This window comes from Rahnella sp. PD12R, from assembly GCF_019200965.1.
Lineage (GTDB): Bacteria > Pseudomonadota > Gammaproteobacteria > Enterobacterales > Enterobacteriaceae > Rahnella > Rahnella laticis.
The window spans coordinates 43,301-63,765 of sequence record NZ_JAHTMS010000003.1 but is presented as its reverse complement, the minus strand read 5'-3'; the positions used below and the strand labels follow the sequence as shown (position 1 = coordinate 63,765).

Below are 20,465 nucleotides of genomic sequence, written 5' to 3'. Positions count from 1 at the left end.
GAAGGAGGTTTATATTTTATACCAGGTCGCCAATTTTCTTGGCTTTCACTGTTAGTATGGCACCAGCAATACCGTTTACAGAACCGGATAGGCTGTACCCGCCAGACACTTCTGCAATACTGAGATTGATGGTGTACTCCTTAACGCCATGAAAGATATTCTGGGCATTAGGGTTGTGCTGGAAAACATGTAGATCCAATTTTGCACCATCAACTTTACCCTGGTAGGTAAAGCCAAAGTCTCCACCGTTCACGGAGCCATCCCTCACAACTACGGTCCCATTTCCCACGTCATTCTGATTGCTGCTGAATACAACAAAGTAAATACCGTCTTTCATATTCATCCCTTAAAAGTTCGGCGCACTCAAAATTGGGTGCACAAAATCTATTGTTGCTCTCAGAGCATTTTTCAACCTAATCAGCAATAAATATTTCAGGATGTGTATTTATCAGAGGTATTTCCTCGCCAGCGTTTTCAGCTCGTCTTTTGCTGCATCGCCCAACTGTGCAACGCCGCTTTCGATAAAGTTCAGTGCTGCATCAAGGTCAGCTACACCTACTTTTGCTTCAGTTGCGGCTGTTTGCAGTAGAACTCCAGCGCCACTCAATCCAGGGGAAGTGATGGTCACGTCACCTGATGCCTGAAGGGTAACTGCTGCTGTCTGTGTTGCTACATCTACTACCGGGATATCGGACATTGCACTTTCCTCTTGTGTCTGGGTTTCAGTCTGAGTGACTGGTGTGTAAAAGAAGCTGATTAGCCATAGAAATATGCTCTTTAGCTTTGTCATTTCTGTCTGGCCTCTTCTGCCTGTTTAATGCCGTCGAGCTGGTTATTTAGCTGGTCAATCGCCGTTAGCAACGGGTCAATCCAGTAAACAACCTGCCCGTATGTCAATCGGCAGCCGGTGGAAGTGGTGGCGCTACTTTCTGCAGAAGGCTGGCCGGTATCGGAGTGCATTGCGCTGGTACGTAAACTTTTCGTGTACCCGAGCAGGCGGTCAGCAACAGAAGAATCAACACACTTGCCGCTGGCCGGGTCACTTTTGATAATCGTTCGGTATTCAATTTCTCTCTCCTGGCTCTTTCCGACGATTTGCACCGCGTACAGCTGCGCGGCGCCGGCAATCTGATTTGCTCGCTGGAAATTAAACGCCTGGGTTGAAATGGTTTCGGACTGGAGGGCGTTATCAGACTGGAGCTGGCTCACCTGCCCTTTTGCCTCTACGGATTTCCCGTAAAAATGAAATGCCAAAAAAATCATCAGCGCGATAAAAACAGCTGTAAACGCGGTTACGCTGATGCGGAACCAATTGATCATGATTAGCCCTCCAGACAGAGCGCTTTTTCTTTATCGCGTCGGATAACCAGGCCAGGCAGTTTTTTACCGCCACCATTCACGAAGTCAGGCAGGTGATTGCACATCATCGGCCAGTTGCCGGCCTGCGCGTACTTGTGGATTGATGTTTCAAAACGGGCCTTTCGTGCGATGCTGTAGTACGTCCGCAAACTGGAGCACCCCATATTGAACGCCGCGGATGTCATGGCGCTGAACTGGTTATCGTTCATGTCCCGACCACGGAAATACGTGTTTATGCATTTTTCCGCGTCCAAAATATTTTTCTGCCAGTCGGCGGCTATCTGCTGATCAGTTTTTCGCGTGCCGGGTTTCACATCGTGAGTGTTGCCGATCCCGTCCGTCAGATATCCGGCAGGGCATACATACGGTTCTCGGCGGCATGCTTCGGCGTTACCCATAATCTCAAGTCCCTGTTCGTTTGTTCGAACCTGACCGCTTGAAACTACAATGGCGATGATCGCCATTACCGAGCAGATACCACCTGTAGCACCAGCTTTCTTGATAATTGCCATGGTCAATCGTCCTTAGCCGCTTCGAGAACGCTTTTTATGCCCTCGGATATCTGCGGATATTTAGCGACTGCTGGGGTATCCGTGCGATATTTCAGTGAGTCAATTGTCGCCTGCGTTAATTCTCTGTCGAGCTTAAGGCGTTCTGCGTCGTTTTTTTTCGCCGCCTTTATCGCGCTGCGTTTATCAAGATAACCAAGAAGCATGATTACGATGCCCACAAGAGCCGACGCCATGTAGACACGTTCTAAAGTTATAAAACCAGCGATCGAAGAAAGCAGAGTTAACAGCGCCCCGCCGCCCGTCAAGTTGTCAGAATGTGGGTTCATTTTCATGGTCTCGCCCTCCGGTCATCCGGTTGGGTGCGTAGTCGTGATAAAAGAAGGAATTAGCGGCTCAGTCACTTTGCGAAAGTGGAGTGGTTGGCTGATTGACTGGCCGCCGAAACGGAAAAAGGCTGCCAATTGGCAGCCTTTCAAATTTTTAAACTGAATTAATTATCTTTTATGCTTCAAATGGTGTGCATTCAAAGGGTCATGGATTGGCAAAGCTTTAACAAATCCACCTGTTCAATAGTATCTGTAGCCACCAGACCTTCTTTCTTTCCATTTACATCATATAAATATAAAAAATCGTAAGCACCGCCTTGAACGAAATACCGATGCTGTTGCACGATCAAGTGCCCTTGATACTCGCCCGCACCCACAATACAAACAAGAGTGCCGTCAGTAACGAATTGAGTCTTCTTAGAGGCAATGTCTAAAGAATGTATTGCGTCAGATGTTGCCCAAGCAATTGATTGAAAGAAAAGAGTTTTCGAGTCTGGCGATAACCTCAAGCGAGAAAAACCCCATAAATTATCTTTTGGCTCATCGCTGGGTGTTGCTTTCAGCAAAATATCAGATTGAGAAGTTTTCATATTTCTCATTTCAATTTCTGAGCCACCGCCACCGTTTTTAACATCTTCGGGTGTGCCATTGATGTAAAATACAATGTTACCTCCAGGGGCAACAATGTTTTCTATCGGGGACACATTTGCCACTGAAAGAAGCGGAATAAAAAATAATGCTGCTGCAAATTGACGGACGTTCATAATTCCCTCGGTCTGATCTATAAAGCCATATCTCAATGGCGGCTTAAGCAGGCTAAGAATTATGCATACGCTTAATAATTAATTCACCACTTTTCGCAGTGGCCGCGCCCATGCCCTTGAGTTGCTGTCGCATCATCGCCGCTGATAACCGGTGCGCGTTTGGCTGGCGCGCTGCTCTACCGGTATGCCTTCTTCTTTAATAACCCTCACCAGCGCATATTGCAGTTCGGACCTGCATCTGGCTCCCTGTAGGACTCGGGACAGCATCATAACTGCTGCATTGGCTGACGCCTCCGGTCTATCCGTTTAGTGGTGCATTTTACTATCCTCCAGAAACGACGAAACCCCGCCGGAGCGAGGCTCTGAGATTCTCTAAGCTTTGTGACTACGTGACCACTCTTAACAGATTAAGATAGTTTTTGCGTACGCGTTAGCTATTTCGTATGCTGTTCTCATAACAACTCAACTGAGCAAAGGATAAAAATGTCCAGTGAAGAATTTATTTTTGAAGGTTTGATGATTGATAAAATCATCGCACACAGAATTTTTCCTAGAAGTCCGGATAAACAGATGACCCCGGCAAAATTAAGTAAGGCAATACTACCATTTGGATATGAGGCTCTGGATGCTTTCCAAGTGAGAATAACAGAGGCATTAGCTAACAAATCGCATGGCATTGAAATGTCGATAACTGGCATGGGGAATGATTCATTTCTAAACCTTGCAGCATCAACGTTTGCCGGAGATACGCCCCATTTTATAAATACGACACATCGTCTCGCCAACAAACTAACTGAAGCACAGTATGGGAGTGCTGCTCCAGGGGGAATTCTAGCGGTAATCTCTGGTTTTATAGGTAATGACTCGCTGCCATTTCTAGCAGTTATAAAAGCCGAAACTCAGAGTGGATTTCGGGCACGTGAAGATGATGATCAAGTTTCAATGGATTTTATTACAGAACTTCTATTAACCCCAGCACAGCGTTTGTATAAGATTGGCTTCTTAGTTCAAACATTAGCATTACCACCTGATGCCGAAGGGAATTATGATAGCAACAATTACAGGGCATTTTTGTTCGACCACCTGATGACATCCACTGAAACAAAAAATGCCGCTAGTTATTTTTACCTTCGTTTTCTTGGGATGGATATCAATAAATCTTCAAAAAAACTAACACAGGATTTCTTTGAGAACACTCGAGACTTTATAAATAACGCACAAATCGAAGAGTCTGAAAAATTTGAGCTATTTGAAGCCCTTCGCTCTGAAATGAGGTCTCAAAAAAGAACAATTAGCACAGCGGATTTCTCTGAAGAACATATTCCCCCTAATTTACAAGCATCATATATTGAATTCATGTCTCTAAAAAAATTCCCTACCGCTGCAATCACTAAAGATAATGGATATATTCAAGCAAAATTAAAGCAAAGAAATAAATTAGTATTCTCTAGTGATGTTTGGCTGTCAGTCCCCCCAGACCAGCTAAAAAATCTTGTGGAAATCATACCCACAGACGACAATGAAAGCACGATGTTGAAGATTCAGGGTAAGCTACAAAGCCAAAAATGATGGAAATCAATGAATTCAGAGAATATCTTCTTTCAACCCGGGCTGCATATGCTGCCTGGGGGCTTTACGTTACAGAAGAGATTAACAGAGTTCTGATATCTGAAATCGGCGCAGAAAGAGCTGATTCTTTTGTTAAAATCCATACAAAACCCAGGGTGAAGGGAGTCGAATCAGCGTTAGGCAAGATCAGCAGAAAAGGCTATAAAAATCCCGTTATAGAAATGACTGATTTGGTTGGCATCCGATTTGTTGTGCTATTGTCTATTGATATTGAACGAGTTAGTAAAATAGTAACAAATAGTGAACATTGGGTGTCGTCGCTATCTAAAGACTATTTGGCTGAAAGAGACGCAAATCCTAAAATTTTCGATTATCAATCCATTCACTATGAAGTTCGCCCTAAATCAGAAATAACGTTTCAAGGCCAAAGCTTAACTTGCAATATGTGCTGCGAGGTTCAAATAAGAACACTCTTGCAACATGCATATGCAGAATTGGTTCATGACAGTGTTTACAAACCAGTAGGACAAGTTCCTAAATCTGCTGAAAGGCAAATTGCTCGCAGCATGGCTCTTATGGAAACAACTGATGACTTGTTTTGTAAGACTATGGAACTTCTTGAAGAAACAAGCAGGGAAAGAAATGATTTTCTCGAACACCTTACCTCATATTTTAAAAATGAAATAGGCTCCCATTTACTTAAAATTGATTTAAATATGAATTACGCAATTCTTGATGAATTCAAAGAATTTATCAATGATAGTTCCATGCGGAACATTCATGAAATATTTGAAAAGAAAAAATTTATTAAACGGTTTATTGTTCAACGTGCCGAGTATGATAACTTATTCAACCAACCAAGTATCCTATTCATATATTGGCTGGTAAGTCACATTGACTCTGGTGAAATAATTTCAAAATGGCCTTTACCTGGAAATATCTCTGGTTTAAACATGATTTTGAGCGATCTGGGGAAAAGCACTACAAGATAATAGACCATTACTTAATGGCCTATTACCTCTTTTAATCTACAAAAGCATTGTTCCCATAGCCATGCAGCCAAGTACAAAACCTTGCGCAGTTTGCATATCCTTTCTGATTGTTCCATCTGAGCACTTACGTCTTTTCGCGATTGCCCTAAGAGACACAGCGTAAACGTAATGCAATATCACTAATTCATATTCCTCCATTCTGTACTTTTTAAGCCGGGCAACACAACCATCTATCATGATACCAACGTCATCGCTGCATTGTGACCGCGACTTTGATGTTTGTGGCAATAGACCCTTAAAGCCTGCTGCAATAGGTGAAAAATCCACACCACTATTGTCGCTGGCAGCCCATGCCCCCCAAAGTTCTAAAGTCTCATGAATATCACGCATTATTCTCTCCACACTTATTTTGCTTTGCCGGTAGCGATAACACCCGTCGCCAGCGCGCGGTCTAATGTCTTCATGACCAGATACATCTGATCACCATGTTCTTCTTCCCAAGCCTGGGTATTCGCATGAAGTGAGTCGTGACACCGTCTGCACAGCGGGATCACAAACAGGTCATGCGCTTTTGTTGCCATACCGCCAAACCCATTGCCGGTGATGTGGTGCGGATCATCAGAACCGTTGCCGCAGGCACAGCATGGCTGGCGCTTTACCCATTGGGTGTATTTCGAGTTCTCATACCGGCGGCGCTTCGGGATCAGGGCATAAGACTCTGGCGTCTCAGGGTCGATGGCCAGCGCAAGAACAGGCTTAAGACCCTCAGCGATAATGTCTTCCGGCTTTCGTTCAAACGGGTTTGTATCCGACTCCTTCGTTTGGCCGAAGTGCTCTTGGCTACGAATGCCAAAAATGTCATAAAGAATGACGCGCGGAAGTTTGTCTACAAATCCTCTGGCTACTGCAAACCAGCAAATTTCCGCTACTGTAATCTGATGCCCTTCCCGTTCCCCCAACCAGTACCGGATCCGTTCCGAGACATATTCCAACGTGTTCGCCAGCGCGGCGGCGTCCAGCTGAGCTGATGCTTTATCCCGGTATTGAGTGTCGTGGTGCCAGCAAAGCGCAACCACGCCACGCTCCCGCCGCGCATGGGTCATTTCGTGATGGTGATAGCCGGGGTCATCGCACTGACAACCTCGGTTCTGTTTCACCCAACGTGTTAACCCCTCCCAGCCGCCCAACATGCGCCTGATAACGAGATCCGAAGAAAGGAAATTACTAATCACCGGGTTATCGAGGACTTTCTGGTGTGCGCCAGTAATAAGGCCGTCGGGCGCGCTCTGCAAGTCGGCGGGCTCGTCGGTGATCAATAGCCGTTTCCCGCTGAACAGTTGCAGCGCATCCGGCGCTGGGCGGAAGAGAATGATCCCCAGTTCCTTCTGGGGGTAAGGTTTCAGTAATACCTTCACGCATGGCTCTCCTGTTTCTGTCGCAAATAGCCAGCCCACAGCCCGGCAACCCATTCAACCCCCTTCGCCGTGAATCTGGCCTGGCGAAACGCGTGCTGATTCTGCTGGCTGGTACCGGTTTTCACCTCAAACCGGCCAGCCTCTAAATGATTGGCCTTTGGCGTCAGCTGGCCTTCCAGCCGGTAAACAATGTCTTTCTCGAGCAGGAACATCCGGAATTCCGGTTCTTTCGCATGCAGCAATTTGCAGACCGCTCGGAATCCCATAGAGCCCTTAGCCATGACGTACTGATCAACGAATTCAACTTTCGGAGCCGCCAGCGCCAGTTGAGATTCGAGTACCTGCTTTTCTTCCGCCAGATCAGCAGCCAGTCGTAACGCGTCCGGCAATGACTGGGGTAACTGGTTTTTCAATTCCAGCTCCTGCCAGCGGTCAACTACCGCGGCGGTGAACTCGGGCGAGAGCCGGGCAACCAGCACCAGCGAATCGCGCTTATTGAACCAGTACTCCTGATATTCTTCCCCATTCTGTTCGTGCAAATAGGGGGTGTGCTCCAATGGCGCGCTTAAAATTCCAGCAACAACCAACCTTTCAGCCGACCTTTTCACGTTGCTGTGCTTACTCTGCACCAGCTCAGCAATCTCACGGCTCGACATCGTTACCACTTTTCCTGACAGCAAACTGTTCGACATAATCACTCCACACGTTAAGCCGGCTGCACACCGGCGGGTTTGAAATCAGTAATCGTTATTTCTGCCTTTCCTTCTTTGATAACCGGTCCCCATTCGACCGTCATTCGTTTTACCTGGCTGTCGTCTTTCCAGATCCCCGCATGGGTCAGGCCATCAAACAGCGCCTTCTGGAAATTATCTAAATCCCGCTTCGCTCTGGTCGGTGGGTAGAGAACCAGATGCACATCCAGTTCAGTCAGCAGCACCGGCGGGCGGCTGCGCAGCTGCTGATAAATCGACGCCAGCGCATTTGACAGGAAGATCCGCCCGCGCTCGCTGATCAGCACGCCCTTTCTGGTGGAGCGCCAGTAGCCGTTGACGCTTGGCGGGAATGGCAATGTCAGGATCATTCATCTACCTCGGTAACCGACTCGCACGTAAACAGGATTTCGCTATCAAATGGAAGCTCACAACCCAGATGAATAATCGGGCCGAAAGTCTCCATGAGTGACCAAAGCTGAAATTTTGAATACCCATCGGAATCAGTAGATGGTGGTGTAAAGTCAGGCAGGCTTGGCGCCATGCGCTGAAGTTCTTCACGATTGGACTTCATGACAGACAGGCCAAATTCGTTCAGTTTTACTTTGACGTAGTTATTTATATTTACCGTTGCAGTCTTCATTGCTGGACCTCCGATTCGGTGTAGGTGTCACGGGTGACGGCGGCGACTGGAATACCGGCGGCTATGCTCTTGTTGGCGATTTCCATGCTGATCCGCGCCAGCTTCGCTTCGGCATTTTTAATGCGATTTCTGGTGTTCAACTCTTCACGCTTCAGCTTTTCGAGGCCGGTGCGATGATCGGTGATTTCACCCCGGAGCTGACGCAGTTCCCAATCCAGTTTTGTTTCCTGTTTTGCAATGGAGAGAACGTGATCGAATGCATCGAGCACTGCGCCGCAGCGGCGACATGTGACCTTTCGCTCGAACTCAGACACCAGTACGCCACCATGCATGCAGCGCGGGACTGCCTGATCTGATTCAACAAAATTACGCATGTCTTTTATGTCTGCATTGCTGTCGAATCGCTTCGTGAAGGCCAGAACGTTTTCGCTGTCGTCTTTCGGTTCATCAATCACAATTCACCTCCCCTGCTTTGGTCAGACTATTCAGCACAGCATCAGCATGTTCCCGCGCCGCTGTGTAATCAGTGGGATGCAGCTCCCCCGAAGGGGAGACCGCCATCAGCCAGCCGTTGTAAGCATTGAGCCAGATTTTTTGAAGTTCGTTCACGCAGCCACCTCCGACGTTGAATTGTTAAGGCGCGCCGCCTGCCAGCGGATTTGCTCAAGGAATGCCTCCCCCTGCGCCAGCAGCTGTTCTCTGCTGACATAACTGATTGCCGAGCCACGCCATGTCTTATCAAACACGACGATCGCGCCAGCAAAGAAAGCGCCAGTCGGAACCTGGTCTTTATCTGCAGGCACAAACCAAGATGGAGCATCAAAACCAATACGCCCGCGAACAAATGAGACGTGATCAGCGCCTTCTGGCCACCATGTTTCTGACGTTGCAGCTTTAATCAAGAACACGTAGCGGCCACCCAGCTCACGCATCTGAAATGCATGATTGATGATATGGCTCATGCCGGTAATGTATTGACCATCGTGTTTGCTGGCCCGGGAGTAAGGGGGATTAGCAAATGCAGCACCATTCAATTCACTTAAGCGAGCTGACCAGTCCTGAGTGATTGCATTGTCTTCGGCGGTATAGAAAGCCGGGCATTTGCTGTTTTCACCATCGGTAAAGAGATCGAGAACCAACGGGCCGAACATGGCATTGATACCCCAGAAAAGTGAGTCCGGCGTGCGCCATTGATCGCCAACTTCTTTCAATTTATGGGCTGGCTTATCACGCAACTCATGCAACGCCAGCACATATTTGTTACTCAGCGCGGTTGAATCCGACTCGGCTATTTCGCTTATTTCTTCAGTTACGATTTTTTCTATGGACTCAACGCTTATGTTTATCGCCATATCAATACGGGTTCCTATCCATGCCATTACCGGTACAGCCATACTGTTGCCAATTGCTTTATAACGTGGTCCGTCTGGACATTTATCAGCGGACTTTCCACGCCAAGGGATCAGGGTGTGGTTGTCGGGCATGCCCTGTAACCTTTCGCACTCAATAGGCATCAATCGGCGAACCACCATTTCTGAATCGGTTACAGCGTGTTTGTCAGTGGCAGTGAGGCAAGGCGACATATTGAACATTGGCACTCCCGAATTTCCGCCGTTTTGTGGTTGCCTTCCTATCCAGTTGCCGGGGATCGCATAAACTATTGCCGGTGGTTGCCCACCGTTCGCGTTGCTGTTTGTGGAATTACCTGCACGCAAGGTAGGCGAAACCTCAGCTGCAGCATCACCTGCGTAATCTTTGCTACTAAAAGAAATGATGCAGGGAGTTCCCTGTCCGGCCTTTCCACCGCCCGTTGATAAAGCGCCAGCTATTTGCCCATCTCTATTTTCATATCGGACTTCACCACGGCTATTTTCTGCAAATGCTACAATTAGCTGTCCCCTGCCGGTGCCATCTTCTGAGCCGTCGTAGCCCTCGCCTTTAAGCGTGTGAGTTATATCCCCTGTTACACAAATAGCAGGGTGCTGGCTGGCCTGCAGCGCGCCAGTGGCATGTTCATCAAATCCCAGCGTTGCCGAGGTATTACCGCCAGCCTGCCAATTGAAAACGGCTAAGGATTCATGATCAGCACCACTTTTTGCCCGTAATGGGGATACACCTTCAGTAAAGTTTCCATAACCATTGCTGGTAAAAACATGCGCAGGGACTAAATGTCCTGCTTGTGCTTGGTTATCGTCTGCACCACATGTTCCAACGCCATTAGCAGTGAGGGCGGCAACTGCCGGTTGCGCTTCTCGGCGCGGCGCAGTATCCCGGCGCACGCTTTCGAGCTCAAAAAGTATTGAGGCGGGATCGACGTCCTGACGAGCACTTGCGACAACGAACACACGTCTGCGGCGTTGGGCCACTCTGAAAAATTGAGCATCAAGGGTTCGCCAGGCAATAGTCCTTTCTGGTCCAGACACACAACCTGCGTTCGACCATTTTCTCCCTGCTGGCTGCAACTCACAGCTTTCGCCGGCAAGTGCTCCCAAAAAGCACCCGAAGGCATTGTCTTTACTTGAGAGGACTCCGGGCACGTTTTCCCAGACGATGATTGCGGGCTGTTGTCCGTTTTCGCGACGCTTGCTGTCAATGGCATTGGCTAATTCCACATATGAAAGAGTTAACTGCCCGCGGGCATCTTCAAGTCCGGCACGTAGTCCGGCGACGCTGAAGGCCTGGCATGGTGTACCGCCGACAAGTACGTCTGGTGCCTCAACATCTCCCGAAGAGATTGCAGCGGCTATTTTGGTCATGTCACCAAGGTTGGCGACTTCCGGCCAATGGTGTGCAAGCACTGCTGACGGGAATGGTTCAATCTCAGAGAACCATGCTGGCTGCCAGCCCAGCGATTCCCATGCACAGCTAGCCGCTTCAATGCCGCTGCATACAGATCCGTATCGAATATTCATGCCTGTCCCCTTCCCTGACGTACTGCCCACAGATTGCGTTCAAACTCAGCACTGATCTCAGCCTTGGTTTTCACTGGACGCACAACCGGTTCATCAGCTGCTGGCGCCGCGACGGCCTTTGACGTTTCGCTTAGGAAATACGTTTTCTTTCCGGCGCAATGCCCGGTCACGATGTTGAACTGAGGCTTCTTGCTGATCGTGTTTATCGTTGATGACATTGAATGGCGAGGCGGTACAAATCCGGTGTTCTCGGTCAGGGCCGCTTCAATGTCTGAGCAGGTGCGTGGGGTTCTGTCACGCATCAACTCTTCAATTGCCATCTGCTGATAGGTTTTCATAACCAGCCCTCCCGTTTTTTCCGGAGATACTCGTCATACATGACCTGTGCCGGTGTCGGGCCTGCTGGCGCTTTTGGCGCGGACAGCATCACAACCGGTGCCGGGACCTGCTCACCATTCGCCAGGCGTTTTGCCCAGAGAGTCAGGTTGTGCTGTACGGATTTACGGACTTCACCCTCGGTGTAATTGTTTTGCAGCATCAGGCGGCGGACGTCGGTCACAATCCAGTACATGATCGGCGCTGACCACGGGTAAGCCGCTGGTGTGCTGTAGTCGCCGCGGCGCGCGCAATACTGGTTGAACTCGGTCATTACCTCGTCGACGGTCGGCAGGCCAGCGGCCTGAGCAGCACCGGATTTACACCAGCCGATGAACTTGCCACAGCTCGGCCAGAAGTCTGTTTCCTGCTGGCGGGCAACGCGCATACCGGCTTTAACCTGTTCCAGCGTGGTCACGCCGCTTTCAGCGAATGCGAGGATCCACTGACGTTTGGCAGCCGCAATATCTGCCGGAGTACTCAGCGCGGTCTGGCGGGCAGCAGGGAAAATCTGCATCAGGTTAGTGAACAGCACATCGACCAACTTCTCGGCGTCAGCGTTTACTACTCGTTGCGGTTGCTCTTCTGGAATCAGCTGAGCCAGCGCGGCGCCGTCGCGGTTTTTAACTGCCATCATCATCTTGTTCACAGGGTGTTCTCCCATGCTTGAGCGCTGTTCCAGTGGCCGCCAGCCGAAGTATCAGCCGGGACATTCGCGCTAAGTTTGATTGTCAGGTCGTCCCATTTTTCGCGGAGTTTCGACGGGCTCAGGATGTTCTTGCACCAGAAGGGGTCGCGGTTAGCGCGGACAAACAGTTCACAGATTTGCTTGTGCGTGCGACCGTCGGCAGTACACATCAGGCGGACTTCGTTTGCCCACAGGGTCATGTCCGGTTCTTTCGGGCGGGCAATCTCGCCGTCGCATTCAGCAGCCTGTTCGTACATGCGGATTATTTTTCCCCAGATGTATTCAGCAGCGGTCAGGTCGTCGGCACTTCCCCACTTGCGTTTTTTGGCATTGAACACCACCGCTTCTGGGTGAAGGGCAAGAAAACTTTCATCACTGCTGTCGTCTGGCTGCGAAGCGGCCGGACTAAGGGTTTTAATACCTTGTGGATCAGGTGTTGTAGTTACTTGTGGATCGGCTTCAAAATTTGAAGGGCTAACTGCCGCGACAGCTTTGTTATTTGAACCCTCAAAATTTGAGGCTTCAATTTTTGATACCTCAGAATTTGATGCTTCAAAATTTGAAGGGGTATCTTCCGAATTTGCTTCCGCAGCGGCCTTAATCAGCTTTGCTACGTTAATTCGGTAGATGTGGCTGGTGTTGCGACCTTTGACTTTGCGTTCCTGTATTTTTAACCAACCACCAGCCTCGAGGACTCTCAGCGCGCTGCGCACAGTGTTTGGGCTTTTCGCTCCAACCTGGCGGGCAATGCGCGGGATAGCAGGCCAACTAATACCGTCATCGTTACTGTAGTCAGCCAGACGGGACATGATCGCCACCTGAGAAATGGATAAGCCAGCAGGCGCGCATGCATCCCAAACCAGCCCCTGAAGTTTATTGCTCATCGGTCATCACCCTCTCAAACCGCGACTTGAATAGCTCAACGGGCTGGGCGCACTCATGCGGGTAACCGGCACGCATGAAGATGACGCGATCCCCTGCTCTGTCGAAGCCCACGACGTGTACCACAACGCCCCGCCAATCCTTGTAACGCCTGTCCAGCTTTTGGATTTCTTCAGACATGCCGTCACCTTCTGGCTGCTCTGGCGGACGTAACCTACCCACCACGCAGCGAACTGGTAGTTGCAGGGCATCCACTCACCATCGATAATCACTTCATACGAGAAAGAGCGCGCGGCTCCGCCAGTCACTGACTTGCAGCGCATTTGCGGAACGCCAGCTTTTACGAGTAAACTGTTCATGCGTTCAATTACTCCACACGATTGATTGATGCACCCGACGCCTGGAGCTGCACACTCCGGGCGTCAACTTTTTTGTGCAGAGCAATAACAGACCGCACGTATTCATCCCGCGCCGCCAGGTGTTGCATGTGCAACTTCATGATCTCCGCCTGTTCATCCGCATCAATCACACCGTCATCCGCTATCGACTCCTGAATTTGCTGATCTACATGCCCGCTTTTGGCTGCCACATCGACGCTTTGATTAAAAAGCTCAACACGATCCAGTTCTGCAGGCCGAGGTATGCTCGTCAGAAGAAGCCCAACTTTGTCAGCGTTGTACTCAGCTAATAACGTGGTCCCGCTCATTTCCTGCATTGCTTCCAATTCAGCAAATTCGAAAAAGCGACAGCCGTTCTTCTCATACAGGTTGTTATCGAAAGTGGTCCTACTCATCCCTAAAGCGCCAGCCATAGCAGACCGGCCGCCGGGGAATGCATCGCACATCGCTTTCACTGTCTCTTTGATGTCTACCATTTTGCTTTTCCTTGGGTAGTTATGTTCAGGCCGTTTGAGAGGTAGTATTCCCGTAGATATCAGGCCGTAATTGCCCCTTGGTAACAGCGCCAGCAGTCTCTTCTTCAAGGCGTTGAGCAAGCGAAAAACCTGCTTTTTTGTAACCGTTGAAAACGAGCCTGAGATAACCACTGCTGCTACCGACTTTTTTAGCCAAAGCGTTTTGCTCTGGTTTTGTTAAAGCATCCCAATAGTTTTTGATCATATGTACCTCCGAGATACATTATGCACTATTTAAATGAACCCGCAAGATACTTGTACCTATCAGGTACACGAAGTTTAATGAGTGTATGAAGACAAGCGATGAAATCCGGCGGGATAACGCCAGGAAACTCAGAGATAGTGCCGGGGGAAATTCGTCCTTTGCTGGCCTAATCGACCGAGAACCAACTCAAGTCAGCCGAGTGATCGGAAAGAATCCTACGAAAAAAATCGGGGATGATTTGGCACGCCATATCGAAAAGTGCTTTGATTTACCTGATGGCTGGCTGGATAAGGAACATCAAGCCTCCAATATAACTTCAGCTCCGAATGTCACGGACACCGAACTCACCATACAAATGGTTCCAGTAATCTCGTGGGTGCAGGCTGGGGCTTGGACTGAAATTGGTTATTCCGAGGTAGATTTGAGTTTATCCGAAACATATCCCTGTCCGGTTCCTTGTGGGTCGATGACCTACATCCTTCGAGTCATTGGCGATTCAATGATCGATGAGTATCGACCAGGCGATATGATTTTTGTTGATCCAGAAGTTGCACCGGTTCACGGTGATGATGTAGTTGCGCTGCTGCTCGACTCTGGCGAAACAACCTTCAAAAGACTCGTAGAAGATGCTGGGAATAAATATCTTAAAGCCTTGAATAAGGACTGGCCTGATCAATACATCAAAATAGATGGCAATTGTTCAATAATTGGCACGGTTGTTTTCTCAGGAAAACCAAGGCGTTATAGAGCCTAAAAAAATTATTATCACGCAACCTGCTTCGGCAGGTTTTTTTTCGCCTTGACAATGTACCCCATAGATACATAATGTATCCACAAGGAACAAACGCAACGGGAAGAACACTGGGGGTTGAGGGACTCACTTACCATCAACTCGGTCTGACCACAGTTCCAGTGTTCTTCCCGTTGTGCAAAGCATCCTGGTGATGGTCGGGTTCCCTACCCGATTGCGGGTTCAACTCCCGCCGCCCAATCAGATCGACGTGGAACCTCGATAATTGCTGTGTGTAGTTGTCTTTCGGCGGTGGCATGACTCTTCAACCATCCAACATCAGGGGGAGCGAAGATAGTGTTCTGATCATGACCACCGCCAATTTTTTCGCAGGCATAGACAAGGGCCGCTGGCACCCACCCAGCACGCCCTGTGCATTACCGGCAGCCCTTGTCTATGTGTGTGAGTAGTTAACCAACTGAGAAGGAAATGAACATGTTTGGAATCTTTAAGAAAAAAGCCCGTAAAGCTGTAGCTGAAGTGAAAAAGATGGAAAACCGCGACGCAGTGGAAGCAACAGTTTGGGGCGCATACGCCATCGCTTATGCCGACGGCACCTGCGACGCGAAAGAAATTGCTGTTCTGGAAAAAACCATCAGTGCTTTACCGGCATTCTCACCATTCGCTGGCGAAATTGCCCAGATGAGCAGCAACATCCGCGCTCGGTACGAAGCATCGCCACGCAGCGCAAACGCACAGGCTTATCGTGAGTTGTCTGATGTCGCTGGCACTTCTGATGCTGTTGATGTTCTGTGCCTGTGTCTGGACATCGCCGATCAGGACGGCATCGGAGAGGAAGAAGAAGCCACTCTGAAGAAAATCGCTCAGTCACTGCAACTGTCTTTAGACCAGTACTTATGATTGGCAAACTCCGTCTGGCCGGTGCTGGCCTGATCTTGTTTCTGGTCGTCGCTGTGGACTTCACCAGCCGCATTATGTCAACCGTCGCCGATGGTTTTCTGGTTGTGGCTCTACTGGTGGTTATCTGGCCGGTGATTAGTAAGAAGTCCTGATCAATCCATGCGGGTTTCGGCCCGCATCGATTCAAACCCTATGTGCAGTAGGAAAGTGGAGTAATAAACGTGAAAGAGCTTTGGTTCAAAAACATTCTGATTTACCGCATGAGCCGGGATATCGCGCTCGATGCTGAGGAAATGCAACGCCAGATGAGCGCCTTCATTTTCTCCCCGTGTGGCAGCCAGGATATGGCTAAAACCGGCTGGGTTTCCCCGATGGGTAAGTTCGGTACTGAAAAGCTGGTGCACGCAGCCGGTCACCAACTGCTGATCTGTGCGAAGCGCGAAGAGAAAATCCTTCCGGCGCCGGTGATTAAGCAGGAACTGGCTGACAAGATTGAGCAGCTTCAAAACGAGCAGCACCGCAAGCTGAAGAAGACCGAGAAAGATTCGCTGAAAGATGAGGTGTTGCACAGTCTGATGCCACGCGCGTTCAGTCGCTTCACCCAAACCTTCATGTGGATTGATCTGGATAACCGCCTGATCATGGTCGCCGCAGTCAGCACCAAGAAAGCAGAAGACATGCTGGCACTCCTGCGTAAAAGCCTCGGTTCGCTGCCTGTTGTACCACTGACGATGGAAACACCGATCGAACTCACCCTTACAGAATGGGTGCGCAGCGGCCAGCCGCCAGCCGGATTTGCCCTGCAGGATGAAGCTGAGCTGAAAGCCATTCTGGAAGAAGGCGGCACTATCCGCTGTAAGAAGCAGGCATTGGTCAGCGACGAGATCAGCAGCCATATCGAAAACGGTAAACTGGTCACTCAGGTTTCGATGGACTGGCAAGAACGCGTCAGCTTCCAGATTAACGATGCTTTTACGCTGAAAAAATTGAAACCGAGCGACACCCTGGCCGATCAGAACGACGACATCGACCGCGATGATTTTGCCGCGCGCTTTGATGCTGATTTCATTCTGGTCACCAGTGAATATTCAGCACTGATATCGGCCCTTATTTCCGCGCTGGGCGGCGAAGCCCAAAGATAATTTAAAAACATCTGAATTTTATTAATTGCCGTCACTGGCAAGGGATTCGCGCAACCTAAATATACGTGTGGAGTAATTTTATGACCTGGTTAACCACCTTTTCCGGCCAGCATCTGGATTTCTCAAATCCTAATGTGCTCGCCTTCAATATTGCCGACATCGCGCAGGGTCTGTCCCACGAATGCCGATTTGCAGGGCAGATTGCCGACTTCTACAGCGTGGCTCAGCACTCTGTTCTGTGCAGCATGATTGTTGAACCGCAATACCAGCGCGAAGCCTTGTTGCACGACGCCACTGAAGCGTACATGAAGGACATCCCTGCCCCACTGAAACGCATGCTGCCCGACTATGCCCGCATCGAGCGTCAGATTGATGGCCTGATCCGTGAGAAGTACGACCTACCGCTGGAGATGAGCGCCATCGTCAAAACGGCTGACCTGATCATGCTGGCGACCGAACGCCGGGATCTGGAAGTAGATGCTGATAACTTCTGGCCGATTCTGGAAGGTATCAAACCGACAGACATTCTTATCACACCTCTCAACCCAGTACAGGCCAGAGCTTTGTTTATGCGCCGCTGGGAAGAGCTGATGTTCTGATCAGGGGGAAATCATGGGAAAAGTTACTTTGGTTGTTGATTTTGAAGACGGGAAAGAACCAGTGGTAGGTGCCGGCACCGGAATTCTCGGTGGCCAGCTGGTAGCCGTGGCATGGCGGGACCTGATTTATGATCAAGCTGTATCCGTTGATGTGGAGCTGCCATCAGCGAATGAAGAGGTCCTTCTATTTGACGCCAACGGCGAAGGCTGGGTGATCGGATGGCGTTCTATGTGGATGGCAATGGGGCAGAAAGAAACCGGTGAATGGGAGTGGTCATTTCAACTGGAAGCACTGAAACACGAAGATGTCCGTATTACTCACTGGGCGTCAATTCCGGATGAACCAGCGCCAGCAGGTGAGCAGCCATGACTGAGAAAAAATATTGCTACCGCTACGTTGACGGAAACGCTAGCGATGGGAGGCCAATCGTAATGCTACGTGAGCGCGTCATTATCCGCGAAACCGCCAAAACTTTTTGGCATTGCTATGACTATCCGCACATGACTACCGAGCAGTTGAAACAGATGGAATCTCGGTCAAAAAATGGAATTAAACGCTGCCTGAAAGGCTCTGCTCGCTCAAGCTATCACTTAACCAAGGAAGAGGCTCTGCGCGCGTTTGTGTACCGCAAGCGCTATCAGCTCGAGCGCATGGCCCTGACAATGGAAACCGCAAAATTGTGTCTTGATGGGTTGCAGGAAGGTGGATACATCACCCAGGGGTGGCGTCCAGAAACTGTGAGGCCGCCGGAAGGTAGCGTTTATGTGGCAGCGGAAGAACTCGGGCCGGTCGCAGCGTCGTTTAGTTGGGGAGAATGGTAATGGCTGACCGTTTCTATTTGGCGTGCCTGCGTGACACGGTCGGCAGCAACATGTCGTTTCACTGCTATCAGGGACAGGGTTATGCCTCTGATATCAATAAAGCCCATGTCTACACGCTGGAAGAAGCTCAGAACAGTTGGAATCGTGGCCGTGACATCGACCTGCCGGTGTCCGCAGATGCAATCGACACTGCCGCTGTGTGGCATGTTGATCACCAACATATCCCGGGCGAAAGCGTTATCAAAGACGGCTGCAAAGGGTACGTCGCTTTCCTGAAAGGGCAATGGAATGGGAACGATGTTTATTGGCTGTCTGATCTGCTGCCAACCGATGATTTCAGCAAGGCGAGAGTTTTTGCTCAGCCTGATACAACCGATACCGATCTGGTCTGGTTGCCGTTCACTACTGCTGACGCAGTTAAACGCAGGACGTTCAACATCAACCTGCTGGATCGCCGAACCATGATTCAAAGCGCGGGCCTGCGCCAGCCATCTTGGTTAAAGCGCCAGAAACGCCGTAAATCATCAGGCAAGACCCGCTGGAACTGTCCATGCTGCGGAAAAATCAGCTGGCAGGAAAACCCTTACGACTTTGACGGCTGCCGGGACTGTGCGTGCGAGGGGCACCGATAATGACTGAAGCAACCAGCAAATCAATCCTCGATATGTGCTGCGGCTCCCGGATGTTCTGGCTCGATAAACAGGATGAACGTGCAGTATTCATCGACGTGCGAAGCGAAGAACACACTCTGTGCGACGAACGCCTGCTGGTAATCAGCCCGGACGTGATTGCCGACTTCCGCCAGCTACCGTTCGCAGATAACAGTTTTGCCCAAGTCGTATTCGATCCCCCGCACCTTGCGCGTGCCGGGGAGAAAAGTTGGATGCGAAAAAAGTACGGCGTGCTGGACAAAGCAACGTGGCGTGATGACCTCGCTTCCGGTTTCCGAGAAGCGTTCAGAGTGTTGCGGCCACACGGCACACTCGTTTTCAAATGGAACGAAACGCAGATACCCGTTGCCCAGGTAATCGCCCTGACTGACCAGAAGCCAACAATCTGGCAGCGCACCGGCAAAGGCGACAAAACTCACTGGATCCTGTTTTTGAAGGAGTCTGTATGACTGATACAACAGATATCGCGGCGCTGATGCGTGATATGCGCGACCTGGCCGATCGGATTGTCGAATGCCAGGGTGAAAACTCTGATGGTGAAGAAATCATTCACTTATATGACCAATCAGATACCACGTTCAAGGCTCAAAATATTTTGCTGGCACTAAATGCATTCGAAGCAGAACGCCAGCGGGCTGATGCAAATGCTCAGGAAATCAGAAAACTTGAATTCCAGTGGGAGCATCGTGCGCCTACGCAATGGGCGTACGACCAAGCATGCACAGCGCTTCATGCACAACGTGAACGTGCAGAGAAATCAGAGGCAGAACTCGCAGCGCTGAAAGGCGATCAGGTGCCGGTGGGTGTTTATAATCAGCACCTATTCAATCTTGAAGGTAGCGCGGTGCTATTCAGTATCAATAAATCGGTGGAATCAGGTTTTGTTTCTGAATCAGGTGATTTGACGCGCAACCATGCATATCTATTCACCGCCCCGCAAAAGCCGGTCGTGCCCGTGGGGTTCCTGTTTGTCGTGAAAGCTACAGGCGCAGTGATTTACTCCATCGCAGATGCAGCCATAGAAGGCACTCAGTTAATCGGACAAATCTACGGTGACGCAGCAATCAATGCCGCTGGCGGCATCGTGAAGGATGGTGAATGATATGGCGCCGCACTGGCTACAGCAGCGGTTCCAGTACTGGAAATACTGGAGAGGCTTCGAACAGGCCTACTACAAAATTAAGGCAGAGAGAAAATCATGAGGTCGCATTTTGTCAGGCGGGTTTACGTGGAACGAATGCTGAATTTGTGGTTTGTCCCCGCTGAATTTGCGCCAGCAATGCCACTGGGGGAGAAAATGCTCTGGTGGCGAGCT

Annotated in this window: 32 protein-coding genes; 12 read left to right on the top strand and 20 right to left on the bottom strand. The window is 49.8% G+C overall.

Going from position 1 to position 20,465, the window contains the following annotated elements; genetic code table 11:
* Nucleotides 1-16: 16 nt before the first annotated feature.
* The 6 genes from KWG64_RS07440 to KWG64_RS07415 all read right to left on the bottom strand — a co-directional run bounded on the left by KWG64_RS07440 (nucleotide 17) and on the right by KWG64_RS07415 (nucleotide 2,961).
* Complete coding sequence (locus tag KWG64_RS07440) at nucleotides 17-337, bottom strand: GrlR family regulatory protein (RefSeq protein WP_218521447.1); 321 nt, start codon at nucleotides 335-337, stop codon at nucleotides 17-19.
* Nucleotides 338-448: 111 nt separating this feature from the next.
* Entirely contained in the window at nucleotides 449-697 is a 249-nt protein-coding gene (locus KWG64_RS07435; protein ID WP_218521446.1) for a hypothetical protein, read from the bottom strand.
* 89 nt (nucleotides 698-786) lie between these two features.
* On the bottom strand, nucleotides 787-1,320 hold the full coding sequence (locus KWG64_RS07430; protein ID WP_218521445.1) for a hypothetical protein: 534 nt from the start codon (nucleotides 1,318-1,320) through the stop codon (nucleotides 787-789).
* Nucleotides 1,321-1,322: 2 nt separating this feature from the next.
* Entirely contained in the window at nucleotides 1,323-1,871 is a 549-nt protein-coding gene (locus KWG64_RS07425) for a lysozyme (RefSeq protein ID WP_218521444.1), read from the bottom strand.
* Nucleotides 1,872-1,873: 2 nt separating this feature from the next.
* On the bottom strand, nucleotides 1,874-2,203 hold the full coding sequence (locus tag KWG64_RS07420) for a hypothetical protein (protein ID WP_218521443.1): 330 nt from the start codon (nucleotides 2,201-2,203) through the stop codon (nucleotides 1,874-1,876).
* A 191-nt stretch (nucleotides 2,204-2,394) separates the two neighbouring features.
* On the bottom strand, nucleotides 2,395-2,961 hold the full coding sequence (locus tag KWG64_RS07415) for a hypothetical protein (RefSeq protein ID WP_218521442.1): 567 nt from the start codon (nucleotides 2,959-2,961) through the stop codon (nucleotides 2,395-2,397).
* Nucleotides 2,962-3,444: 483 nt separating this feature from the next.
* Here KWG64_RS07415 and KWG64_RS07410 point away from each other — a divergent pair, with 483 nt between their 5' ends.
* Together KWG64_RS07410 and KWG64_RS07405 are read left to right on the top strand one after the other, a co-directional pair.
* A complete protein-coding gene (locus KWG64_RS07410; RefSeq protein ID WP_218521441.1) occupies nucleotides 3,445-4,530 on the top strand; it encodes a nucleoid-associated protein in 1,086 nt (361 codons plus the stop codon).
* Nucleotides 4,527-5,522 carry a GTP pyrophosphokinase family protein gene (locus KWG64_RS07405; protein WP_255562113.1) on the top strand — a complete coding sequence of 332 codons (996 nt, stop codon included), beginning with the start codon at nucleotides 4,527-4,529 and terminating at the stop codon, nucleotides 5,520-5,522. The genes KWG64_RS07410 and KWG64_RS07405 overlap by 4 nt, the downstream gene beginning before the upstream one ends.
* Nucleotides 5,523-5,558: 36 nt before the next feature.
* Here KWG64_RS07405 and KWG64_RS07400 read toward each other — a convergent pair whose 3' ends face one another.
* The 14 genes from KWG64_RS07400 to KWG64_RS07330 all read right to left on the bottom strand — a co-directional run bounded on the left by KWG64_RS07400 (nucleotide 5,559) and on the right by KWG64_RS07330 (nucleotide 14,262).
* On the bottom strand, nucleotides 5,559-5,912 hold the full coding sequence (locus tag KWG64_RS07400) for an antiterminator Q family protein (RefSeq protein ID WP_218521440.1): 354 nt from the start codon (nucleotides 5,910-5,912) through the stop codon (nucleotides 5,559-5,561).
* A 14-nt stretch (nucleotides 5,913-5,926) separates the two neighbouring features.
* Nucleotides 5,927-6,937, bottom strand: a complete 1,011-nt coding sequence (locus KWG64_RS07395; RefSeq protein ID WP_218521439.1) for a DUF968 domain-containing protein — start codon at nucleotides 6,935-6,937, stop codon at nucleotides 5,927-5,929.
* Nucleotides 6,934-7,629 carry a phage antirepressor KilAC domain-containing protein gene (locus tag KWG64_RS07390; RefSeq protein ID WP_218521438.1) on the bottom strand — a complete coding sequence of 232 codons (696 nt, stop codon included), beginning with the start codon at nucleotides 7,627-7,629 and terminating at the stop codon, nucleotides 6,934-6,936. Before KWG64_RS07390 ends, KWG64_RS07395 begins: the two co-directional genes overlap by 4 nt.
* Nucleotides 7,630-7,643: 14 nt before the next feature.
* A complete protein-coding gene (locus tag KWG64_RS07385) occupies nucleotides 7,644-8,018 on the bottom strand; it encodes a RusA family crossover junction endodeoxyribonuclease (protein WP_218521437.1) in 375 nt (124 codons plus the stop codon).
* Nucleotides 8,015-8,290 (bottom strand): hypothetical protein, encoded by a 276-nt coding sequence (locus KWG64_RS07380; RefSeq protein ID WP_218521436.1) that lies wholly within the window; start codon nucleotides 8,288-8,290, stop codon nucleotides 8,015-8,017. The genes KWG64_RS07385 and KWG64_RS07380 overlap by 4 nt, the downstream gene beginning before the upstream one ends.
* On the bottom strand, nucleotides 8,287-8,745 hold the full coding sequence (locus KWG64_RS07375) for a hypothetical protein (RefSeq protein ID WP_218521435.1): 459 nt from the start codon (nucleotides 8,743-8,745) through the stop codon (nucleotides 8,287-8,289). Before KWG64_RS07375 ends, KWG64_RS07380 begins: the two co-directional genes overlap by 4 nt.
* Nucleotides 8,738-8,899 (bottom strand): hypothetical protein, encoded by a 162-nt coding sequence (locus tag KWG64_RS07370; RefSeq protein ID WP_218521434.1) that lies wholly within the window; start codon nucleotides 8,897-8,899, stop codon nucleotides 8,738-8,740. The genes KWG64_RS07375 and KWG64_RS07370 overlap by 8 nt, the downstream gene beginning before the upstream one ends.
* Nucleotides 8,896-11,202 (bottom strand): phage N-6-adenine-methyltransferase, encoded by a 2,307-nt coding sequence (locus KWG64_RS07360; RefSeq protein ID WP_255562112.1) that lies wholly within the window; start codon nucleotides 11,200-11,202, stop codon nucleotides 8,896-8,898. The genes KWG64_RS07370 and KWG64_RS07360 overlap by 4 nt, the downstream gene beginning before the upstream one ends.
* Entirely contained in the window at nucleotides 11,199-11,540 is a 342-nt protein-coding gene (locus KWG64_RS07355; protein ID WP_218521433.1) for a hypothetical protein, read from the bottom strand. Before KWG64_RS07355 ends, KWG64_RS07360 begins: the two co-directional genes overlap by 4 nt.
* Nucleotides 11,537-12,241 carry a replication protein P gene (locus KWG64_RS07350; RefSeq protein WP_218521432.1) on the bottom strand — a complete coding sequence of 235 codons (705 nt, stop codon included), beginning with the start codon at nucleotides 12,239-12,241 and terminating at the stop codon, nucleotides 11,537-11,539. The genes KWG64_RS07355 and KWG64_RS07350 overlap by 4 nt, the downstream gene beginning before the upstream one ends.
* Nucleotides 12,223-13,149 carry a helix-turn-helix domain-containing protein gene (locus tag KWG64_RS07345; protein WP_218521431.1) on the bottom strand — a complete coding sequence of 309 codons (927 nt, stop codon included), beginning with the start codon at nucleotides 13,147-13,149 and terminating at the stop codon, nucleotides 12,223-12,225. The genes KWG64_RS07350 and KWG64_RS07345 overlap by 19 nt, the downstream gene beginning before the upstream one ends.
* The gene (locus tag KWG64_RS07340; protein ID WP_152326560.1) at nucleotides 13,139-13,327 is read right to left on the bottom strand and encodes a DUF4222 domain-containing protein; all 189 of its coding nucleotides are present in this window, start codon (nucleotides 13,325-13,327) and stop codon (nucleotides 13,139-13,141) included. The genes KWG64_RS07345 and KWG64_RS07340 overlap by 11 nt, the downstream gene beginning before the upstream one ends.
* A 187-nt stretch (nucleotides 13,328-13,514) precedes the next feature.
* Nucleotides 13,515-14,021 (bottom strand): YmfL family putative regulatory protein, encoded by a 507-nt coding sequence (locus KWG64_RS07335; protein ID WP_218521430.1) that lies wholly within the window; start codon nucleotides 14,019-14,021, stop codon nucleotides 13,515-13,517.
* 25 nt (nucleotides 14,022-14,046) lie between these two features.
* Nucleotides 14,047-14,262 carry a YdaS family helix-turn-helix protein gene (locus KWG64_RS07330; protein WP_208952392.1) on the bottom strand — a complete coding sequence of 72 codons (216 nt, stop codon included), beginning with the start codon at nucleotides 14,260-14,262 and terminating at the stop codon, nucleotides 14,047-14,049.
* Between the two features lie 88 nt (nucleotides 14,263-14,350).
* On the opposite strand from KWG64_RS07330, the gene KWG64_RS07325 reads away from it, so the two are divergent.
* The 10 genes from KWG64_RS07325 to KWG64_RS07280 all read left to right on the top strand — a co-directional run bounded on the left by KWG64_RS07325 (nucleotide 14,351) and on the right by KWG64_RS07280 (nucleotide 20,252).
* Entirely contained in the window at nucleotides 14,351-15,019 is a 669-nt protein-coding gene (locus tag KWG64_RS07325) for a LexA family transcriptional regulator (protein ID WP_218521429.1), read from the top strand.
* A 471-nt stretch (nucleotides 15,020-15,490) separates the two neighbouring features.
* Nucleotides 15,491-15,916 carry a tellurite resistance TerB family protein gene (locus KWG64_RS07320; RefSeq protein WP_195817290.1) on the top strand — a complete coding sequence of 142 codons (426 nt, stop codon included), beginning with the start codon at nucleotides 15,491-15,493 and terminating at the stop codon, nucleotides 15,914-15,916.
* Nucleotides 15,913-16,068 carry a DUF3927 family protein gene (locus KWG64_RS07315; RefSeq protein ID WP_112198251.1) on the top strand — a complete coding sequence of 52 codons (156 nt, stop codon included), beginning with the start codon at nucleotides 15,913-15,915 and terminating at the stop codon, nucleotides 16,066-16,068. The genes KWG64_RS07320 and KWG64_RS07315 overlap by 4 nt, the downstream gene beginning before the upstream one ends.
* 69 nt (nucleotides 16,069-16,137) lie before the next feature.
* Entirely contained in the window at nucleotides 16,138-17,058 is a 921-nt protein-coding gene (rdgC, locus tag KWG64_RS07310) for a recombination-associated protein RdgC (protein ID WP_255562111.1), read from the top strand.
* 80 nt (nucleotides 17,059-17,138) lie between these two features.
* Nucleotides 17,139-17,657, top strand: coding sequence for an HD family hydrolase (locus KWG64_RS07305; protein WP_218521428.1), 519 nt, complete (start codon nucleotides 17,139-17,141; stop codon nucleotides 17,655-17,657).
* 13 nt (nucleotides 17,658-17,670) lie between these two features.
* Nucleotides 17,671-18,027: a hypothetical protein gene (locus KWG64_RS07300; protein ID WP_255562110.1), complete on the top strand. Its 357-nt coding sequence runs from the start codon at nucleotides 17,671-17,673 to the stop codon at nucleotides 18,025-18,027.
* Nucleotides 18,024-18,479: a hypothetical protein gene (locus KWG64_RS07295; RefSeq protein ID WP_218521427.1), complete on the top strand. Its 456-nt coding sequence runs from the start codon at nucleotides 18,024-18,026 to the stop codon at nucleotides 18,477-18,479. The genes KWG64_RS07300 and KWG64_RS07295 overlap by 4 nt, the downstream gene beginning before the upstream one ends.
* Nucleotides 18,479-19,111: a hypothetical protein gene (locus KWG64_RS07290; protein ID WP_218521426.1), complete on the top strand. Its 633-nt coding sequence runs from the start codon at nucleotides 18,479-18,481 to the stop codon at nucleotides 19,109-19,111. The genes KWG64_RS07295 and KWG64_RS07290 overlap by 1 nt, the downstream gene beginning before the upstream one ends.
* A complete protein-coding gene (locus tag KWG64_RS07285) occupies nucleotides 19,111-19,599 on the top strand; it encodes a class I SAM-dependent methyltransferase (RefSeq protein ID WP_218521425.1) in 489 nt (162 codons plus the stop codon). The genes KWG64_RS07290 and KWG64_RS07285 overlap by 1 nt, the downstream gene beginning before the upstream one ends.
* On the top strand, nucleotides 19,596-20,252 hold the full coding sequence (locus KWG64_RS07280) for a hypothetical protein (protein WP_218521424.1): 657 nt from the start codon (nucleotides 19,596-19,598) through the stop codon (nucleotides 20,250-20,252). The genes KWG64_RS07285 and KWG64_RS07280 overlap by 4 nt, the downstream gene beginning before the upstream one ends.
* Nucleotides 20,253-20,465 lie beyond the last annotated feature (213 nt).

Bases quoted from the DNA above. Each gene is read 5' to 3' on its own strand.
- KWG64_RS07440 (WP_218521447.1), bottom strand. From the start codon at position 337: ATGAAAGACGGTATTTACTTTGTTGTATTCAGCAGCAATCAGAATGAC.
- KWG64_RS07435 (WP_218521446.1), bottom strand. From the start codon at position 697: ATGTCCGATATCCCGGTAGTAGATGTAGCAACACAGACAGCAGCAGTT.
- KWG64_RS07430 (WP_218521445.1), bottom strand. From the start codon at position 1,320: ATGATCAATTGGTTCCGCATCAGCGTAACCGCGTTTACAGCTGTTTTT.
- KWG64_RS07425 (WP_218521444.1), bottom strand. From the start codon at position 1,871: ATGGCAATTATCAAGAAAGCTGGTGCTACAGGTGGTATCTGCTCGGTA.
- KWG64_RS07420 (WP_218521443.1), bottom strand. From the start codon at position 2,203: ATGAAAATGAACCCACATTCTGACAACTTGACGGGCGGCGGGGCGCTG.
- KWG64_RS07415 (WP_218521442.1), bottom strand. From the start codon at position 2,961: ATGAACGTCCGTCAATTTGCAGCAGCATTATTTTTTATTCCGCTTCTT.
- KWG64_RS07410 (WP_218521441.1), top strand. From the start codon at position 3,445: ATGTCCAGTGAAGAATTTATTTTTGAAGGTTTGATGATTGATAAAATC.
- KWG64_RS07405 (WP_255562113.1), top strand. From the start codon at position 4,527: ATGATGGAAATCAATGAATTCAGAGAATATCTTCTTTCAACCCGGGCT.
- KWG64_RS07400 (WP_218521440.1), bottom strand. From the start codon at position 5,912: ATGCGTGATATTCATGAGACTTTAGAACTTTGGGGGGCATGGGCTGCC.
- KWG64_RS07390 (WP_218521438.1), bottom strand. From the start codon at position 7,629: ATGTCGAACAGTTTGCTGTCAGGAAAAGTGGTAACGATGTCGAGCCGT.
- KWG64_RS07385 (WP_218521437.1), bottom strand. From the start codon at position 8,018: ATGATCCTGACATTGCCATTCCCGCCAAGCGTCAACGGCTACTGGCGC.
- KWG64_RS07380 (WP_218521436.1), bottom strand. From the start codon at position 8,290: ATGAAGACTGCAACGGTAAATATAAATAACTACGTCAAAGTAAAACTG.
- KWG64_RS07360 (WP_255562112.1), bottom strand. From the start codon at position 11,202: ATGAATATTCGATACGGATCTGTATGCAGCGGCATTGAAGCGGCTAGC.
- KWG64_RS07355 (WP_218521433.1), bottom strand. From the start codon at position 11,540: ATGAAAACCTATCAGCAGATGGCAATTGAAGAGTTGATGCGTGACAGA.
- KWG64_RS07350 (WP_218521432.1), bottom strand. From the start codon at position 12,241: ATGGGAGAACACCCTGTGAACAAGATGATGATGGCAGTTAAAAACCGC.
- KWG64_RS07345 (WP_218521431.1), bottom strand. From the start codon at position 13,149: ATGAGCAATAAACTTCAGGGGCTGGTTTGGGATGCATGCGCGCCTGCT.
- KWG64_RS07340 (WP_152326560.1), bottom strand. From the start codon at position 13,327: ATGTCTGAAGAAATCCAAAAGCTGGACAGGCGTTACAAGGATTGGCGG.
- KWG64_RS07335 (WP_218521430.1), bottom strand. From the start codon at position 14,021: ATGGTAGACATCAAAGAGACAGTGAAAGCGATGTGCGATGCATTCCCC.
- KWG64_RS07325 (WP_218521429.1), top strand. From the start codon at position 14,351: ATGAAGACAAGCGATGAAATCCGGCGGGATAACGCCAGGAAACTCAGA.
- KWG64_RS07320 (WP_195817290.1), top strand. From the start codon at position 15,491: ATGTTTGGAATCTTTAAGAAAAAAGCCCGTAAAGCTGTAGCTGAAGTG.
- KWG64_RS07315 (WP_112198251.1), top strand. From the start codon at position 15,913: ATGATTGGCAAACTCCGTCTGGCCGGTGCTGGCCTGATCTTGTTTCTG.
- KWG64_RS07305 (WP_218521428.1), top strand. From the start codon at position 17,139: ATGACCTGGTTAACCACCTTTTCCGGCCAGCATCTGGATTTCTCAAAT.
- KWG64_RS07300 (WP_255562110.1), top strand. From the start codon at position 17,671: ATGGGAAAAGTTACTTTGGTTGTTGATTTTGAAGACGGGAAAGAACCA.
- KWG64_RS07295 (WP_218521427.1), top strand. From the start codon at position 18,024: ATGACTGAGAAAAAATATTGCTACCGCTACGTTGACGGAAACGCTAGC.
- KWG64_RS07290 (WP_218521426.1), top strand. From the start codon at position 18,479: ATGGCTGACCGTTTCTATTTGGCGTGCCTGCGTGACACGGTCGGCAGC.
- KWG64_RS07285 (WP_218521425.1), top strand. From the start codon at position 19,111: ATGACTGAAGCAACCAGCAAATCAATCCTCGATATGTGCTGCGGCTCC.
- KWG64_RS07280 (WP_218521424.1), top strand. From the start codon at position 19,596: ATGACTGATACAACAGATATCGCGGCGCTGATGCGTGATATGCGCGAC.